The organism is Noviherbaspirillum sp. L7-7A, from assembly GCF_019052805.1.
Taxonomy (GTDB): domain Bacteria; phylum Pseudomonadota; class Gammaproteobacteria; order Burkholderiales; family Burkholderiaceae_D; genus Noviherbaspirillum_A.
This window is the reverse complement of sequence record NZ_JAHQRJ010000001.1, coordinates 2119869-2136029: the sequence shown is the minus strand read 5'-3', so window position 1 is coordinate 2136029 and position 16161 is coordinate 2119869. Positions and strand designations below refer to the sequence as shown.

Here is a 16161-nt window from a genome sequence, read left to right as displayed (position 1 = left end):
AAAAGCCAGGGGCGCCACATCGGCGCCCCTGCTGTGCAGCCTGCGGCGATGCCCGATGCGTCAGGCGCTTGCCACCTGCTTGCCCGGGAAGGCGGCGCCACGCGGGCGTTCCATGCCGGTGAAGGCAAAGTCCACCTCGGGCTGGCGGCCCGATACGATCTCGGCGATGGCGCGTCCCGAGCCGCAGCCCATGGTCCAGCCCAGCGTGCCGTGGCCGGTGTTGAGGAACAGGTTGCCGTAGCGGCTCTTGCCCACATACGGCACGTTGGACGGCGTCAGCGGGCGCAGGCCCGTCCAGTAAGCCGGGTTGTCGTAGTCGCAGGCATCCGCGAACAGCTCGCGGGTGCGGCGGGTGATGGCTTCGCAGCGGGTGGTGTTGAGTTCGCGGGTGTAGCCGTTGAGCTCGCAGGTGCCGGCCACCCGCAGCCGGTCGCCCAGTCGCGACACCACCAGCTTGTAGCCGTCGTCGGTCAGCGAGACCGAAGGCGCGGCGGCCGGGTTGGTCACCTTGTAGGTTGCCGAGTAGCCCTTGCCTGGATAGATCATCAGGTCGATGCCCAGCGGCTTCAGCAGAGCCTCGCTGAAGCTGCCCATCGCCATCACATAGGCATCTGCGCGCAGGGTCCGGTGCACCCCGTGTTCGTCGATCACTTCCACGCCGGTGATGCGTGCGGAAGCGCCGGCGCCTTCGGTCAGCAGCCGGGTCACGGTGGTGTTGAAGCGGAATGCCACGCCAGCCTGTTCGGCGCGGGCGGCCAAGCCCGTGGTGAACTTGTAGACGTCGCCCGACTCATCGGTGGCGGTGTAGTCGCCGCCGACGATGCGCTCGCGCGAGGCGGCCAGCGCGGGCTCGATGCGCACGACCTCGTCGGCATCGATGGACTGACGCGGACAGCCAAGGTCGCGCATCAGCTTGGCGGCGCGCAGCGACTCGTCGAAGTCGCGCTGCTCGGTATAGAAATGCAGGATGCCGCGGGTCAGGTGGTCGTAGTCGATGCCGGTTTCGGCGCGCACCGCCTGCAGCGTCTGGCGGCTGTATTCGCAGAGGGCGACGATCTGGCGGATGTTGTGGTCGGTGCGGGCGGCCGTGCATTCGCGCAGGAATTGCAGGCCCCAGCGCCATTGCAGCCATTCCGGGCGCAGCCGGAACAGCAGCGGCGCATCTTCCCGGCCCAGCCATTTCAGCACCTTCATCGGCGCGGCCGGATTGGCCCAGGGTTCGGCGTGCGACACCGAGATCTGGCAGCCGTTGGCGAAGCTGGTCTCCTGCGCGGCGCCGGGCTGGCGCTCGATCACGGTGACGTCATGACCGGCCTGGCGCAGAAACCACGCGGATGCCGTCCCGATAATGCCCGAACCCAGAACCATGACCTTCATTTCGCTCTCCCCGATGCGATGCAATTCAATAACCAGAATTGTAAGAAATTCCAGTTTTTTTGAGCGAACAAAGCGAAGCCGAAATTTTCGGAATTCCTGCTTCGGAGTGCAAATCTTGTTTATAAAAACAAAAATCCGCCAGAATTTTTTATTTTTTAGAAGATTGCAGACGGGTAATTTCCTGCGCCACCGCCCGCGACACCACGTCTTCCAGCGTCTTGTGCAGGCTTAGCCGCAGGCTGGCCGCCAGACCTTCTACAGCCTGTTCAACCACGCCCGTCAGGCCGGCGCGGATGCGTTCCTCCAGCATGGCATCGGTGCGCGACAGCAGTTGCCCCAGAATGCGTTCCCGCACCCGTCGTTCCATGCGCTGCCATTCCTCGTCATCCATGGATGAGGGCTGGGTTTCCGCCCGCGCCGGCCCGGCGATGGGCGGCGCTGCGGGTCCCGGTACAGCACGCGGGGCAAGCGCTGCAGGCGCTGCCGCTGCGGCCGGCTTGAGCGGGATCGGATATGCAGGCGCGGATTGCGGTTGTGGCTGGGCAAACGCCGGTTCGGGCGTAGCCTGGGGCTGGGGCGATGTGGCGGGTGCGGCAGCCGGCGGCGCCAGTGCTGGTTCCTGCGCCGGCGCCTCATGCGGCACGGCTGCCTGCGCTTCTTCGGCATCGAGGATGCCTGCCGCCTGCTGCTCCGCCTCCGAAAGCGGTTCGACCAGTTCAGGCGGGCCGCTCAGTTCCATGTCCGCATCGTTGATCACCTCGGTCAGCATCGGGATGCCGGCGTCGCGCGGGGGTGTGCTCATGCTTTATCGGCGTCGTAATGGGTTAGGGGATAGCCGCGCTGCTGGTAATGGCGATAGCGTTCGCGGCCGGCCAGGCGGTCGGCATCTTCCGAGGAAACGATCTCGAACATGCGCTCGAAGCGGGCGAAGTGGGCCGGCGGCTGCTGCGACAGGTTCACCAGTATCTGATGATGCGGCAGGTCGTCCGTCTCCGCGCCCGCTTCCATCAGAAGGATGGGCGTCTGCCCGGCCAGCGGGCTGTCGGCGCTTACATGCGGCAGGAAGTCGAGGTCGGAAAAGGTCCAGAGGCTTTCATCGAGCTGGCGCAGCTGGTCGGCATCGGCGGCCAGCATCACCACACGCAGGTTCTGCGACCGCGCCTTGCGCACCAGCCGGCAGGCATAGGCCACCTTGTCCGGCACATTGCTGTGGAAGTCGATACGGGTCATGGCGATTGCCTGGCTCAAAACCGGAATCCCGGTGGCGCCTTGCCGGCTGGCGGCGCCGCTTCGGCCGGGAGGCGGGCCGGCTCACGGTTCTGGGCGGCCGGCGGGGCCGCAGGCGCCGCCGGTTCGGCCTGCGTTGGCGCCGCGGCCTGGGGCGGCGGATTGCGCCAGCTTGCAGGCAGCTGGCTGGTTTGCGGATAGCCTGCCGCCGACAATGCCCTGTTCCAGGCGCCTTCCTCGAAACCCTGTTCCCTTGCCTTGCCGACGGTCAGCAAGGGCAGGCGGGCTTCGCCGCCGACGGCAGCCAGGGCGGCAATGTCCTCATTGCTGCTGACGGTCTTCTCGGTATAGGGAACGCCGCGCCTGGCCAGCAGGTTGCGCGCCGTGAAGCAGGGCGGGCACTTGTCGGAGGTGTACAGCGTCACCGGATGCGCCTTCACCACCAGCGCCAGTTCATAGGGCAGCGCGGTGCCGCTGACCGACGCCGCCGGCGCCTTGCGGGTATCGACCGGCTGGGCCCTGGCGGTGGGCGTGTCGCTGTAGGTGACGCGTCCGTCGGGACCGACCGACTTGTACAGTTCGGCCCGGGCCAGCGTGGCGCAGGCCAGCAGGGCGATCGGCAGCAGTTTGGTGTTTCTGGTCATCGACATTCTCCTGGCTGGCAGCGTCAGGCGGTCATGCCGCTGTGCCGCAGCAGCGCATCGATTTCCGGTTCGCGGCCACGGAAGGCCTTGAACGATTCCAGCGCCGGGCGCGAACCGCCAACCGACAGGATCTCCGCCAGGAAGCGGCGTCCGGCTTCGGCCAGGTGCTCCTCGTCGCCGCTGCCGCTGGCTTCCTCGAAGGCGCTGTAGGCGTCGGCGGACAGCACCTCGGCCCACTTGTAGCTGTAGTAGCCGGCCGCATAACCGCCAGCGAAGATATGGCCGAAGGAATTCTGGAAGCGGTTGAAGGAAGGCGGAATCATCACCGCGAAGCGGCGGCGCACATCGTCCAGCACGTCCTGCACGCTGCGCTGGCCGCGCGGGTCGTAGTCGTAGTGCAGATGCATGTCGAACAGCGAGAACTCGACCTGGCGCAGCATCTGCAGGCCGGACTGGAAGTTCTTGGCCGCGGTCATCTTGTCGAACAATGCGCGCGGCAGCGGCGCTCCAGTGTCGATATGGGCGCTCATGTCCTGCACCACATCCCATTCCCAGCAGAAGTTTTCCATGAACTGGGAAGGCAGCTCGACCGCGTCCCACTCCACGCCGGAGATGCCGGACACGCCCAGCTCATCCACCTGGGTCAGCATGTGATGCAGGCCGTGGCCGAATTCATGGAACAGGGTGTTGACTTCATCGTGGGTGAACAGCGCCGGCCGTGCCTTGCCGTCGATTACCGCCGGCTCGGTGAAATTGCAGGTGAGGTAGGCGACCGGCGTCTGCACCGCTTCGCCGGCCAGGCGCCGGCCGCGGGCGTCGTTCATCCAGGCGCCGCCGCGCTTGCCGGTGCGGGCATACAAGTCGAGGTAGAACTGGCCCAGCAGGCGGCCGTCGCGTTCGATGCGGAAGAAGCTGACATCCTTGTGCCAGACCGGCGCGCTGTCCGGCGAAATCTTCACCGAAAACAGCTTTTCGATCAGGCGGAACAGGCCGTCCACCACCTTGTGTTCCGGGAAGTACTGCTTGACCTCCTGCTCGGAAAACGCGTACCGCTTCTGGCGCAGCTTTTCCGAGGCATAGGCCAGGTCCCAGGCTTCGAGCTGTTCTATGCCCAGTTCCGCTTTGGCGAAGGCGCGCACTTCCTCCAGGTCCTTTTCGGCGAAGGGACGGGCGCGCTGCGCCAGGTCTTCCAGGAAGCCGATCACCTGCTGCGGCGTTTCGGCCATCTTGGGCACAAGCGACACTTCGGCATAGTTGTTGTAGCCCAGCAGCCGGGCTTCTTCCTGGCGCAGCTGCAGCAGTTCGCTGATGAGGGCGGTGTTGTCCCACTCCGGCTTCGCGCCCAGTTCGGATGCCTTGGTGGCGTTGTCGCGGTAGATGGTCTCGCGCAGCGCGCGGTCGTCCGCATACTGCAGCACCGGGAAATAGGAGGGGAAATGCAGGGTGAAGCGGTAGCCCGGCTTGCCGGCCTTCTCGGCGGAGGCGCGGGCGGCCTGGCGCACGTCGTCGGGCAGGCCGGACAGGCGTGCTTCGTCCTCGACGATCAATTCGTAGGCATTGGTGGCGTCGAGCACGTTTTCCGAAAACTTGGTCGCCAGTTCCGCCTGGCGTTCCTGGATCTCGGCAAAGCGCGCCTTCCTGTCGTCCGGCAGGTCGGCGCCGCCCAGATGGAAGTCGCGCAGCGCGTTGTCGATGATCTTCTTGCGCGCCGGCGTCAGCGTGGCGAATTCGGCACTGTTCTTCAGGGACTTGTACTTTTCAAACAGCGCCGGATTCTGCGCCAGCGCGGTCCAGAACTCGGTGACCCTGGGCTGATTCTCGTTGTAGACGGCGCGCAGTTCCGGCGTGTCCACCACGGCGTTCAGATGCCCGACCACGCCCCATGCCCGGCCCAGCTTCTCGGTTGCCTGTTCCAGCGGTTCCACGAAATTGGTCCAGCTGGCCGGCTCGGTTTCCGCTTCCAGCCGCGCCACTACCTCGCGGCATTCATTCAGCAGGCTGTCGATGGCGGGGGTGACGAATTCCGGCGCGAAGGTGTCGAAGCGCGGCAGGTCGGAAAAGTCGAGCAGGGGATTGGTCTGTGCATTCATGGGTCAGGTTCTCTCGGCGGCTTCTATGGTGTTTACCAGCAGCATGGTGATGGTCATCGGGCCGACCCCGCCCGGCACGGGCGTGATCCAGCCGGCGACTTCCTTGGCGTTTTCAAAATCGACGTCTCCGCACAATTTACCGTTGTCGTCCCGGTTCATGCCAACGTCGATGACGACCGCTCCCGGTTTGATCATGTCGGCGGTGACGATGTTGCGCTTGCCGGTGGCCACCACCAGGATGTCGGCCTGGCGGGTATGCAGGCCCAGGTCGCGGGTCTTGGAGTTGCAGATGGTGACCGTGGCGCCCGCCTGCAAGAGCAGCATCGCCTGCGGCTTGCCGACGATGTTGGATGCGCCCACCACCACCGCATGGGCGCCGCGCACCGGGTAGTCGATCGACTCCAGCATCTTCATCACGCCATAGGGCGTGCAGGGACGAAACATCGGCTGGCCCGTCATCAGCAGGCCGGCGTTGCTGATATGAAAGCCGTCGACATCCTTTTCCGGCGCGATCGCTTCCAGCACCTTGTGCGAGTCGATATGGGCCGGCAGCGGCAGCTGGACCAGGATGCCGTTGATCTTCGGATCGGCGTTCAGCGCGGCGATGCGTTCCAGCAGCTGCGCCTCCGACAGCGTGGCGTCGTATTTCTCCAGCACGGAATACAGCCCATTGTCCTCGCACGCTTTCACCTTGTTGCGTACATAGACCTGGGAGGCCGGATTGTCGCCCACCAGCACCACGGCCAGGCCCGGCTGGCGTCCTTGCGCGCTCAGCGCGGCGGCGCGGCGCGCGACGTCGGTGCGCAGTTGTTGGGATAGCAGGGTGCCATTGATGATTTGTGCGGACATGATGAAGGGAGGATTGCGGTTGGAAAACAGGATTATACGGGCGCTTGCCGCTCCGGATGCACGAGGAAACCGATGTTGCGCTGCACACTAAATCCCACATTATGAAAACTCATATCGTAGTTTGAAATTTCAAATTTCGCTGATAAAATGCGCGGGTTGTTCATCCCACAAGTCACGCCTGTAACAAACCCACGCCCGCGATGTCTAAACCAATCCGGCAAAGATAGGAGACGCACGATGTCTGCCCAGCTCGACCAGGTAATGGCGCAAGCCGCCAACGATCCCGATGTAATGGAAACAAAAGAATGGCTCGACGCGCTCGAAGCCGTTATCGAAAACGAAGGCCCGGAGCGCGCCCACTACCTGATGGAGCGCATGGTCGACCTGGCCCGCAGGCGCGGCGCCCACATCCCGTTTTCCAGCAATACCGCCTACGTCAATACCATCCCCGCGCATCTGACGGTGCACTGCCCCGGCAACCTCGAATATGAAGAGCGCCTGCGTTCCTGGATGCGCTGGAACGCCATGGCCATGGTGGTCAAGGCCAACCGCGCCGACGGCGACCTCGGCGGCCACATCTCCAGCTTTGCCTCGCTGGCCAACATGCTGGGCATCGGCTTCAACCATTTCTGGCATGCGCCGACCGCGGACCATGGCGGCGACCTGCTGTACCTGCAGGGCCATTCCTCGCCCGGCATCTATGCCCGCTCCTACCTGGAAGGCCGGCTGTCGGACGACCAGCTGCTGAACTTCCGGCGCGAAGTCGAGGGCAAGGGTCTTTCCTCCTATCCGCATCCGAAGCTGATGCCGGACTACTGGCAGTTCCCGACCGTCTCCATGGGCCTGGGCCCGCTGATGGCGATCTACCAGGCGCGTTTCCTGAAGTACCTGCATGCCCGCGGCCTGGCCAACACCGAGAACCGCAAGGTCTGGGTCTTCTGCGGCGACGGCGAGATGGACGAGCCGGAATCGATGGGCGCCATCGGCATGGCCGGCCGCGAGATGCTGGACAACCTGATCATGGTGGTCAACTGCAACCTGCAGCGCCTGGACGGCCCGGTGCGTGGCAACGGCAAGATCATCCAGGAACTGGAAGCCGACTTCCGCGGCGCCGGCTGGAACGTGATCAAGGTGATCTGGGGTCCGGGCTGGGACGACCTGCTGCGCCGCGACAAGGACGGCATCCTGCAGAAGGTGATGATGGAAACCGTCGACGGCGAGTACCAGAACTACAAGGCCAAGGACGGCGCCTATGTGCGCAAGCATTTCTTCGGCAAGCATCCCAAGCTGCTGGAGATGGTCGCCAACATGAGCGACGACGACATCTGGCGCCTGACCCGCGGCGGGCATGACCCGCACAAGATCTATGCCGGCTTCAAGGCCGCTGTCGAGAACAAGGGCACGCCGACCGTGCTGCTGGTCAAGACCGTCAAGGGCTTTGGCATGGGCAAGTCGGGCGAGGCGCGCAATACCGCGCACCAGACCAAGAAGCTCGACGACCAGGCGATCCGCGAAATGCGCGACCGCTTCAACATTCCCATTCCGGACGACAAGCTGGCCGAGGTGCCGTTCTTCAAGCCGGCCGACGATGCGCCGGAAATGGTGTACCTGCACGAGCGCCGCAAGGCCCTGGGCGGTTACCTGCCGCAGCGCCGCGTGAAGGCCGACGAAACCCTGCCGGTGCCGCCGCTGGAAGCCTTCAAGGCCGTGCTCGACCCGACCGCCGAAGGCCGCGAAATCTCCACCACCCAGGCCTATGTGCGGGTGCTGACGGTGCTGCTGCGCGACGCCAACCTGGGCAAGCGCGTGGTGCCCATCCTGGTCGACGAGGCGCGCACCTTCGGCATGGAAGGCCTGTTCCGCCAGATCGGCATCTTCAACCAGCGCGGCCAGCTCTACGAGCCGGTCGACAAGGACCAGGTCAGCTACTACCGCGAGGACAAGGCCGGCCAGATCCTGCAGGAAGGCATCAACGAGGCGGGCGCCATGAGTTCGTGGATCGCGGCGGCGACGTCGTACTCCACCAACAACACGGTGATGATCCCGTTCTACACCTTCTACTCGATGTTTGGCCTGCAGCGCATCGGCGACCTGGCATGGGCCGCCGGCGACATGCGCGCCCGTGGCTTCCTGCTGGGCGGCACCGCCGGCCGCACCACGTTGAACGGCGAAGGCCTGCAGCACGAGGACGGCCACAGCCAGGTGCTGGCGTCGACCATCCCGAACTGCATGTCCTACGACCCGACCTTCGCCCATGAAGTGGCGGTGATCATGCATGACGGCCTGCGCCGCATGATCGAGAACCAGGAAGACGTGTTCTACTACATCACCCTGATGAACGAGAACTACGCGCATCCGGGCCTGAAGCCGGGCCAGGAAGAGGGCATCCTGAAGGGCCTGTACCTGCTGCAGGAGGGCGGCAAGGATTCCAAGCACCGCGTGCAGCTGATGGGCTCCGGCACCATCCTGCGCGAAGTCATCGCCGCCAGCGAACTGCTGCGCAATGACTGGGGCATCGAGTCCGACGTGTGGTCGGCGCCCTCGTTCAACCTGCTGGCGCGCGATGGCGCCGAGGTCGAGCGCTGGAACATGCTGCATCCGTCCGAGCCGGCGCGCCTGTCGCACCTGGCCCAGTGCCTGGCGCCGACCTCCGGCCCGATCGTGGTGTCGACCGACTACATGAAGGTGTTCGCCGAGCAGGTGCGCGGCTATGTGCCGAAAGGCCGCAGCTACAAGGTGCTGGGCACCGACGGCTTCGGCCGCTCGGATTCCCGCGCCAAGCTGCGCGAGTTCTTCGAGGTCAACCGCTACTATGTCGTGGTTGCCGCGCTGAAGTCGCTGGCCGATGAAGGCGTGCTGTCCTCGGGCGTCGTCACCCAGGCCATCGAGAAGTACGGCATCAATCCGAACAAGCCGAATCCGGTCACAGTGTAAACAAGACTAACGAATCCCCTGTCATGCCCAATCGGGTCCGGGAATCGCAAGCAGCACGGCAGCCATGCCGCGGTGCTTCCTTTCCCGGACTTTTTTTGGAATGCGGCGGACATAAAACGGAGCTAGAACAATGAGCATGGTGGAAGTCAAAGTCCCGGATATCGGCGATTTCAAGGAAGTCGAAGTCATTGAAGTGCTGGTCAAGCCAGGCGACACGGTGGCGGTGGACCAGTCGCTGATCACGGTCGAGTCGGACAAGGCCAGCATGGAGATCCCGTCCAGCCAGGCTGGCGTGGTCAAGGAACTGAAGGTCAAGCTGGGCGACAAGGTGGCCGAAGGCACGCTGGTGCTGATGCTGGAAACCGAGGGCGCGGCGGCAGCGCCGGCTGTGCCGGCACCCGCGCCTGCAGCAGCCGCGCCAGCACCTGCACCCGCAGCCGCGCCGGCAGCCCCGGCACCGGTGGCAGGGCCGGCGCCCGCAGCACCCGCCTCCGCGCCTGTGCCGGCACCCGCAGCACCGGCAGCGCCGGTTGCCGCGGCCAACGGCATCAAGCCGCATGCATCGCCATCGATTCGCAAGTTCGCCCGTGAACTGGGCGTGGACCTGACCCAGGTCAAGGGCAGCGGACCCAAAGGCCGCATCACCCAGCAGGACGTGCAGGGCTATGTGAAGGGCGCGATCGCCGGCGGCGCAGCTGCGGCCGCCGCACCCGCCCCGGCTGCCAAGGGCAGCGGCGTGGGCCTGGACCTGCTGCCATGGCCGTCGCTGGACTTTACCAAGTTCGGCGCCACCGAGCTGCAGCCGCTGTCGCGCATCAAGAAGATCAGCGGACCGAACCTGCACCGCAACTGGGTCATGATTCCGCATGTGACCCAGTACGACCAGGCCGACATCACCGAGCTGGAGGAATTCCGCAAGTCGGCCAATGCCGCGATGGCCAAGTCGGGCGTGAAGCTGACCATGCTGGCGTTCGTGATCAAGGCATCGGTGGCCGCGCTGAAGAAATTCCCGGTCTTCAATTCATCATTGGATGCCAAGGGCGAGAACCTGATCCTGAAGCAGTACTACCACATCGGCTTCGCCGCGGACACGCCCAATGGCCTGGTGGTGCCGGTGGTGAAGGATGCCGACAAGAAGGGCGTTGCCCAGATCGCCCAGGAAATGGGCGAGCTGTCGGCCCAGGCCCGCGACGGCAAGCTGAAGCCAGCCGACATGCAGGGCGCCAGCTTCACCATCTCGTCGCTCGGCGGCATCGGCGGCACGGCGTTTACGCCCATCATCAATGCGCCGGAAGTGGCGATCCTGGGCTTGTCCAAGTCCGAGTTCAAGCCGGTCTGGGACGGCAAGCAGTTCGTGCCGCGCCTGATGATGCCGACCTCGCTGTCGTATGACCACCGCGTGATCGATGGCGCGATGGCTGCCCGCTTCACGGTCTATCTGTCCGAAGTGCTGGGCGACATGCGCAAGACGCTGCTGTAATGGGCAGGGCGGTCGTCCCTGGCCGCCCGTCGTTGGGAGATCCGCCATGACCACCTGTGTCGTCGTCAGAAAGAATGGAGAGGTTGCGATTGCCGCCGATTCGCTGGTGACGTTCGGCGACACCCGGCTGCCCGGCAATTACGAGGCCAACAGCAAGATCTTCCAGGTCGGCGAGTCCTGGGTCACGCTGGCCGGCACCACCGCCCATTTCCCGGTCATGCGCAAGGTGCTGACCGAGATGGGCGAGGACTGCCGGCTGGGCAGCAAGGACCAGGTATTCGAGACCTATACCCGGGTGCACAACATCCTGAAGGAGAAGTACTTCCTCAACACCCGGGAGGACGAGGACGACCCGTATGAATCGTCGCAGCTGATCTCGCTGATCGCCAATCCGCATGGCATCTTCGGCGTCTATTCGTACCGCGAGGTGTTTGCCTTCGACCGTTTCTGGGGCATAGGCAGCGGCCGCAACTTCGCGCTGGGCGCGATGCATGCGGTCTACGACAGCCTGGAGTCGGCGCGGCGGATTGCCGAAGTGGGCGTTGCCGCCGGCATCGAGTTCGACAAGAATTCGGCCGGGCCCATGCAGATCCACAGTATCGCGATGCAATGAAACACCCATCCTCCCGCTTTGTCCCTGCAGGGAGCTATAACAATTCCCCGGCGCGCGCCACACGGGCGGCCCGGGCAGAACATGGAGCTAAGTTATGAGCCTGGTTGAAGTCAAGGTTCCCGACATCGGGGATTTCAAGGAAGTGGAAGTGATCGAGGTGCTGGTCAAGCCGGGTGACCGGATTGCGGTGGACCAGTCGCTGGTGACGGTGGAATCCGACAAGGCCAGCATGGAAATTCCGTCCAGCCAGGCCGGCGTGATCAGGGAAATGAAGGTCAAGCTCGGCGACAAGGTGGCGGAAGGTTCGCTGCTGCTGATGCTGGAAACGGAAGGCGAAGCGCAGCAGGCGGCGCCGGCTGCCGCTGCGCCCGCTGCCGCACCAGCACCTGCTGCTGCGCCGGCGCCTGCCGCTGCCCCCGCACTTGCTGCGGCCGCCCCGGTTGCAACCGGCGGCATCATCAATGTCGAGGTACCCGACATTGGCGACTTCAAGGAAGTGGAAGTGATCGAGGTGCTGGTCAAGCCGGGCGACACCGTCAGCGTCGACCAGTCGCTGATCACGGTGGAATCGGACAAGGCCAGCATGGAAATCCCGTCCAGCCATGCCGGCGTGGTGAAGGAGCTGAAGGTCAAGCTGGGCGACAAGGTGTCCAAGGGTTCGCCATTGCTGGTGCTGGAAGGGCAGGGTGCCGCTGCGGCGCCTGCGCCGGCCGCAGCGCCTGCTGCCGCCCCCGCCGCTGCCGCGCCGGTGCAGGCGCCGACCGCCGCCAGTTTCAGCGGCCAGGCCGATATCGAATGCGAGACTCTGGTACTGGGCGCCGGCCCTGGCGGCTACACCGCCGCCTTCCGCGCCGCCGACCTTGGCCAGAAAGTGGTGCTGGTGGAGCGCTATGCGTCGCTGGGCGGCGTCTGCCTGAACGTGGGCTGCATCCCGTCCAAGGCGCTGCTGCATGCGGCCAAGGTCATCACCGAGGCCGAGGAGATGTCGCACTTCGGCGTGAAGATGTCCGCGCCCGAGATCGACCTCGACGGCCTGCGCGGCTGGAAGGACAGCGTGGTCAAGAAGCTGACCGGCGGCCTGTCGGGCCTGGCGCGCGCGCGCAAGGTGCAGGTGGTGCATGGCAAGGCGGCCTTCTCGTCGGCCAATACGCTGACGGTGGAAACCGCCGAAGGCAGCAAGACCATCGCCTTCAGGAATGCGATCATCGCGGCCGGCTCGTCGGTTGCGCGCATCCCCGGCTTCCCGTATGACGATCCGCGCGTGATTGACTCCACCGGCGCGCTGGAGCTGCGCCAGATCCCCAAGCGCATGCTGGTGATCGGCGGCGGCATCATCGGCCTGGAAATGGCGTGCGTGTATGACGCGCTGGGCACGAAGATCACCGTGGTGGAATTCGCCGACGGCCTGATCCCGGCCGCCGACCGCGACATCGTCAAGCCGCTGCAGAAGCGCATCGAGAAGCGCTACGAGGGCATCTACCTCAAGACCAAGGTCACAAAGCTGGAAGCGCGCGAAGACGGCCTGCTGGCCACCTTCGAAGGCGCCAACGCGCCGGCCGAGCCGCAGCTCTACGACATGGTGCTGATGGCAGTGGGCCGCCGCCCGAACGGCCGCGACATTGGCGCGGAGAAGGCTGGCGTGATCGTCAACGAGCGCGGCTTCATCCCGGTTGACCGCCAGCAGCGCACCAACGTCGGCCACATCTATGCGATCGGGGACATCTGCGGCGACCCGATGCTGGCCCACAAGGCCACCAACGAGGCCAAGGTGGCTGCGGAAGTCATAGGCGGCCACAAGGTCGAGTTCGACCCGATGACCATCCCGTCGGTCGCCTACACCGACCCCGAAGTGGCATGGATGGGCCTGACCGAGAACGACGCCAAGTCGCAGGGCATCCCCTATGAGAAAGCCAATTTCCCCTGGGCCGCCTCCGGCCGCGCGCTGGCCATGGGCCGCGACGACGGCATGACCAAACTGCTGTGGGACCCGGAAACCAGGCGCATCATCGGCGCCGGCATTGTCGGCGTGAATGCGGGCGAGTTGTTGGCCGAGACCGTGCTGGCGATGGAAATGGGCGCGGACCTGGAAGACCTGGCGCTGACCATCCATGCGCATCCGACGCTGTCGGAGACGCCGATGTTCGCGGCGGAGATGGGGTTGGGGGTGATTACGGATCTGTACGTGCCGAAGAAGAAGTAAGGCGGGGTTTCCTATTGAAGCGGGCATGGACGCGCAAGCGTCCATGCCCGTTTTTCATTTGACATCGGCGCATGGCGCCGGGTTGGTGAGCAAGGCTTGGCGTTTTATAAAAAGCTCGCCAAAAGATGTACTGGCGATCACTAGCGGCGTGCTGATTGGCCCATCGCCCGTGGATAAAAATCTGTTTTTCAGGAGGAACGCTTTTTCACAGGAATTTGGCTCTGTTGCAGAAATAAAGTAAGGGACGAGTTAACCTTGCTGTAGATGGATTTATGGCATAGCGACCGTAATTGGCGTGCCAAGGCGCGTAAAGCGATTCAGCACAGCGGCACGGACCTGTAATTCAGCGACTTGCCGATCAAAGTCACGGGCCATGATGCGTTCGCCAAGTAGCTTGAAGCAGCGCATCTTAGTCTCGACCAAACTTCGTCGGTGATAGCCACTCCATTTCTTCCAGATCGTTCGGCCCAGTCGGCGTGTCGCTCGTAGAATCTCATTTCGTGCCGTGGCACCAATGCGATTCATCTTCCATAGCTTGGCATTTTTCCGGATCGGGATTATGGCATCGGCCTGACGTCGTGCGATGGCTTCATGGCAGCCCTTCGTATCGTAAGCGCCATCACCACTGACGCTGGCGAGCAGCTCTTCTGGAGGAATCTGACCCAATAGGTTGGGCAACATAGGCGCATCGCCGATACTGTTGTCCGTCACTTCCATCGCGCGAATCTCGAGTGTGGAAGCATCAATGCCAAGATGGACTTTGCGCCATTGGCGGCGGTAATCAGCGCCATGCTTCCTGGTCTTCCATTCGCCTTCGCCCAGCATCTTGATGCCGGTGCTATCGACCAGCAGGTGCAGGCCGGTCGTGGTGGGCATGACTTCGATGGCAACGCGCAATTTCTTTTGCCGGCGGCTTATCGTGCTGTAGTCGGGGACGGGCCAGTCGAGGCCTGTCAATTGCAGCAAGCTTTGCGTCATGCCCATGGCCTGGCGTAGCGGCAAGCTGAACAGGCATTTGATACTCAGACAGAACTGAATGGCTTCGTCACTAAAGGTTGGACTTCGTCCACGCTTACCGTTTGCCTGGCCGTGCCAGTTCATAGTGGGATCGAGCCAGATCAGCAGAGAGCCACGCGCCTTTAATGCCGCGTTATAGGCTTTCCAGTTCGTCGTTTGGTACTTCCGAGCAGCGGGTTTCATGCACCCAGCCTACCCGAATTGCTGCCAATGCGCTTGGCTGCCCGATTTGCGCAACAAAGCCGTTCTGATGATGAAGTATCGGTGTGAATTTCTCCGAGCTTCATGAGTCGATACGTTCAAAGGCATTTTTGCAATTTTTGAATGGAAGTGTTCCGGGCGTTCTATGTACTTAAGCAATTCCAAGCCGGTGGTCGATTGCCAGCGGCCTGGAATTCAACTTACCCCTGTTTTTCCACCTTTTCCAGCACCTCCGCCAGCATCGCGATCATCTGGTCAATCTCCTCCGTGCTCACATTCAGCGCCGGCATGAAGCGCAGCAGATCCGGCCGTGGCGAATTAAGCAGCAAGCCCACCGGCTCCATGTCGCGCGCCAGCTCGACGATCTGCGGGCCGATAGCACGGCCCAGCTTCAGCGCCCGCAGCAAACCCTTGCCGCGCTCGCCTGCCAGGCCGAAGCGGTCGGTCAGCTTCAGCAGTTCGCCGCGAAGGTAATCGCCTTTCTCGCGCACGCCAGGCAGGAAGCCCGGCTCCAGAAGGGCCTTCAGCACCGCGCCGCCCACCGCCGTCATCAGCGGATTGCCGTTGTAGGTGCCGCCCTGGTCGCCCGGCTCGAAGCAGGCGACTTCTTCCTTGCACAGCATGGCCGATAGCGGCACGCCGCCGCCAATGCCCTTGCCCAGGGTCATGATGTCGGGCTCGATGCCGGAAAGCTGGTAGGCAAACAGCTCGCCAGTCCTGCCCATGCCGCTCTGCACTTCGTCGACGATCAGCAGCAGCTTGCGCTCCTTCGTCAGCTTCCTCAGCGCCTGCATGAATTCGCGGCTGGCGGGGATCACGCCGCCTTCGCCCTGCACCGGTTCCAGCATCACCGCCACGGTACGGTCGGTAATGAGGTTTTCGACGGTGGCGATGTCGTTCAGGTCGGCCTTGTGGAAGCCCGATACCTGTGGCGCGAAGATCTTGTCCCAGCCTGGCTTGCCGCTGGCCGACATGGTCGCCAGGGTGCGGCCGTGGAAGCTGTGATCGAAGGTGATGATCTCGTGGCGGCTCTCGCCTTTTTCATTGGGCGTCTTCTGGCCCCACTTGCGCGCCAGCTTGATCGCGCTTTCATTGGCTTCGGCGCCGCTGTTGGCGAAGAACACGCGGTCGAAGCAGGAGTTGGCGGTGAGTGCCGAAGCCAGCGACACCATCGGCTCGTTGTAGAAGGCGGGCGAGGGGTTGATCAGCTTCTTCGCCTGCGCGGTCAGCGCATCCTGTACGCATTGCGGCGAATGGCCCAGGCAGTTCACCGCCCAGCCCTGCAGGTAATCGAGGTAGCGCTTGCCGGTATGGTCGGTCAGCCACATGCCCTGGCCTTCGGTGAAGACCAGCGGCGGGCGGTTGGTGATGTAGAGCAGCGCGTCGGTGTCGTACTGGCTGAATTCCATTTGATGACTCCTGTTCAAAAAAAAAGCCACAGGGCTGACCTGTGGCTTGGTGACTGACTGACATTCACGCGCACGGCTTCCCGGGTTCAGGATGCGGGATGCGGCGTCGCGAGGCGGTCA

At 63.9% G+C, this 16161-nt stretch carries 13 protein-coding genes; 5 read left to right on the top strand and 8 right to left on the bottom strand.

Going from position 1 to position 16161, the window contains the following annotated elements:
• Window positions 1-60 precede the first annotated feature (60 nt).
• From KTQ42_RS09725 to folD, 6 genes are all read right to left on the bottom strand, one after another.
• On the bottom strand, window positions 61-1377 hold the full coding sequence (locus KTQ42_RS09725) for a D-amino acid dehydrogenase (RefSeq protein ID WP_217345323.1): 1317 nt from the start codon (window positions 1375-1377) through the stop codon (window positions 61-63).
• A gap of 148 nt (window positions 1378-1525) precedes the next feature.
• Entirely contained in the window at window positions 1526-2179 is a 654-nt protein-coding gene (locus tag KTQ42_RS09720) for a hypothetical protein (RefSeq protein WP_217345322.1), read from the bottom strand.
• A complete protein-coding gene (locus KTQ42_RS09715) occupies window positions 2176-2607 on the bottom strand; it encodes a DNA polymerase III subunit chi (protein ID WP_217345321.1) in 432 nt (143 codons plus the stop codon). The genes KTQ42_RS09720 and KTQ42_RS09715 overlap by 4 nt, the downstream gene beginning before the upstream one ends.
• A 14-nt stretch (window positions 2608-2621) precedes the next feature.
• On the bottom strand, window positions 2622-3248 hold the full coding sequence (locus tag KTQ42_RS09710; protein ID WP_217345320.1) for a glutaredoxin family protein: 627 nt from the start codon (window positions 3246-3248) through the stop codon (window positions 2622-2624).
• A gap of 23 nt (window positions 3249-3271) precedes the next feature.
• Complete coding sequence (locus tag KTQ42_RS09705) at window positions 3272-5338, bottom strand: M3 family metallopeptidase (protein WP_217345319.1); 2067 nt, start codon at window positions 5336-5338, stop codon at window positions 3272-3274.
• Between the two features lie 3 nt (window positions 5339-5341).
• Complete coding sequence (gene folD / locus KTQ42_RS09700; RefSeq protein WP_217345318.1) at window positions 5342-6187, bottom strand: bifunctional methylenetetrahydrofolate dehydrogenase/methenyltetrahydrofolate cyclohydrolase FolD; 846 nt, start codon at window positions 6185-6187, stop codon at window positions 5342-5344.
• 237 nt (window positions 6188-6424) lie between these two features.
• Here folD and aceE point away from each other — a divergent pair, with 237 nt between their 5' ends.
• The 5 genes from aceE to KTQ42_RS09675 all read left to right on the top strand — a co-directional run bounded on the left by aceE (window position 6425) and on the right by KTQ42_RS09675 (window position 13655).
• On the top strand, window positions 6425-9121 hold the full coding sequence (aceE, locus tag KTQ42_RS09695; RefSeq protein WP_217345317.1) for a pyruvate dehydrogenase (acetyl-transferring), homodimeric type: 2697 nt from the start codon (window positions 6425-6427) through the stop codon (window positions 9119-9121).
• A gap of 130 nt (window positions 9122-9251) precedes the next feature.
• Window positions 9252-10601, top strand: a complete 1350-nt coding sequence (gene aceF / locus KTQ42_RS09690) for a dihydrolipoyllysine-residue acetyltransferase (RefSeq protein WP_217345316.1) — start codon at window positions 9252-9254, stop codon at window positions 10599-10601.
• 46 nt (window positions 10602-10647) lie between these two features.
• The gene (locus tag KTQ42_RS09685) at window positions 10648-11214 is read left to right on the top strand and encodes an MFS transporter (RefSeq protein WP_217345315.1); all 567 of its coding nucleotides are present in this window, start codon (window positions 10648-10650) and stop codon (window positions 11212-11214) included.
• Window positions 11215-11308: 94 nt separating this feature from the next.
• Entirely contained in the window at window positions 11309-13414 is a 2106-nt protein-coding gene (lpdA, locus tag KTQ42_RS24245) for a dihydrolipoyl dehydrogenase (RefSeq protein WP_217345314.1), read from the top strand.
• Window positions 13415-13439: 25 nt separating this feature from the next.
• On the top strand, window positions 13440-13655 hold the full coding sequence (locus KTQ42_RS09675; RefSeq protein WP_217345313.1) for a hypothetical protein: 216 nt from the start codon (window positions 13440-13442) through the stop codon (window positions 13653-13655).
• A gap of 29 nt (window positions 13656-13684) precedes the next feature.
• Here KTQ42_RS09675 and KTQ42_RS09670 read toward each other — a convergent pair whose 3' ends face one another.
• Window positions 13685-14614, bottom strand: a complete 930-nt coding sequence (locus KTQ42_RS09670) for an IS5 family transposase (RefSeq protein ID WP_217345312.1) — start codon at window positions 14612-14614, stop codon at window positions 13685-13687.
• 218 nt (window positions 14615-14832) lie between these two features.
• Window positions 14833-16041: an acetylornithine transaminase gene (locus KTQ42_RS09665; protein WP_217345311.1), complete on the bottom strand. Its 1209-nt coding sequence runs from the start codon at window positions 16039-16041 to the stop codon at window positions 14833-14835.
• Window positions 16042-16161: the final 120 nt, after the last annotated feature.

Excerpts from the sequence above, each read along its gene's own strand:
- KTQ42_RS09725 (WP_217345323.1), bottom strand. The coding sequence starts at position 1,377 with ATGAAGGTCATGGTTCTGGGTTCGGGCATTATCGGGACGGCATCCGCG.
- KTQ42_RS09720 (WP_217345322.1), bottom strand. The coding sequence starts at position 2,179 with ATGAGCACACCCCCGCGCGACGCCGGCATCCCGATGCTGACCGAGGTG.
- KTQ42_RS09715 (WP_217345321.1), bottom strand. The coding sequence starts at position 2,607 with ATGACCCGTATCGACTTCCACAGCAATGTGCCGGACAAGGTGGCCTAT.
- KTQ42_RS09710 (WP_217345320.1), bottom strand. The coding sequence starts at position 3,248 with ATGACCAGAAACACCAAACTGCTGCCGATCGCCCTGCTGGCCTGCGCC.
- KTQ42_RS09705 (WP_217345319.1), bottom strand. The coding sequence starts at position 5,338 with ATGAATGCACAGACCAATCCCCTGCTCGACTTTTCCGACCTGCCGCGC.
- folD (WP_217345318.1), bottom strand. The coding sequence starts at position 6,187 with ATGTCCGCACAAATCATCAATGGCACCCTGCTATCCCAACAACTGCGC.
- aceE (WP_217345317.1), top strand. The coding sequence starts at position 6,425 with ATGTCTGCCCAGCTCGACCAGGTAATGGCGCAAGCCGCCAACGATCCC.
- aceF (WP_217345316.1), top strand. The coding sequence starts at position 9,252 with ATGAGCATGGTGGAAGTCAAAGTCCCGGATATCGGCGATTTCAAGGAA.
- KTQ42_RS09685 (WP_217345315.1), top strand. The coding sequence starts at position 10,648 with ATGACCACCTGTGTCGTCGTCAGAAAGAATGGAGAGGTTGCGATTGCC.
- lpdA (WP_217345314.1), top strand. The coding sequence starts at position 11,309 with ATGAGCCTGGTTGAAGTCAAGGTTCCCGACATCGGGGATTTCAAGGAA.
- KTQ42_RS09675 (WP_217345313.1), top strand. The coding sequence starts at position 13,440 with ATGGACGCGCAAGCGTCCATGCCCGTTTTTCATTTGACATCGGCGCAT.
- KTQ42_RS09670 (WP_217345312.1), bottom strand. The coding sequence starts at position 14,614 with ATGAAACCCGCTGCTCGGAAGTACCAAACGACGAACTGGAAAGCCTAT.
- KTQ42_RS09665 (WP_217345311.1), bottom strand. The coding sequence starts at position 16,041 with ATGGAATTCAGCCAGTACGACACCGACGCGCTGCTCTACATCACCAAC.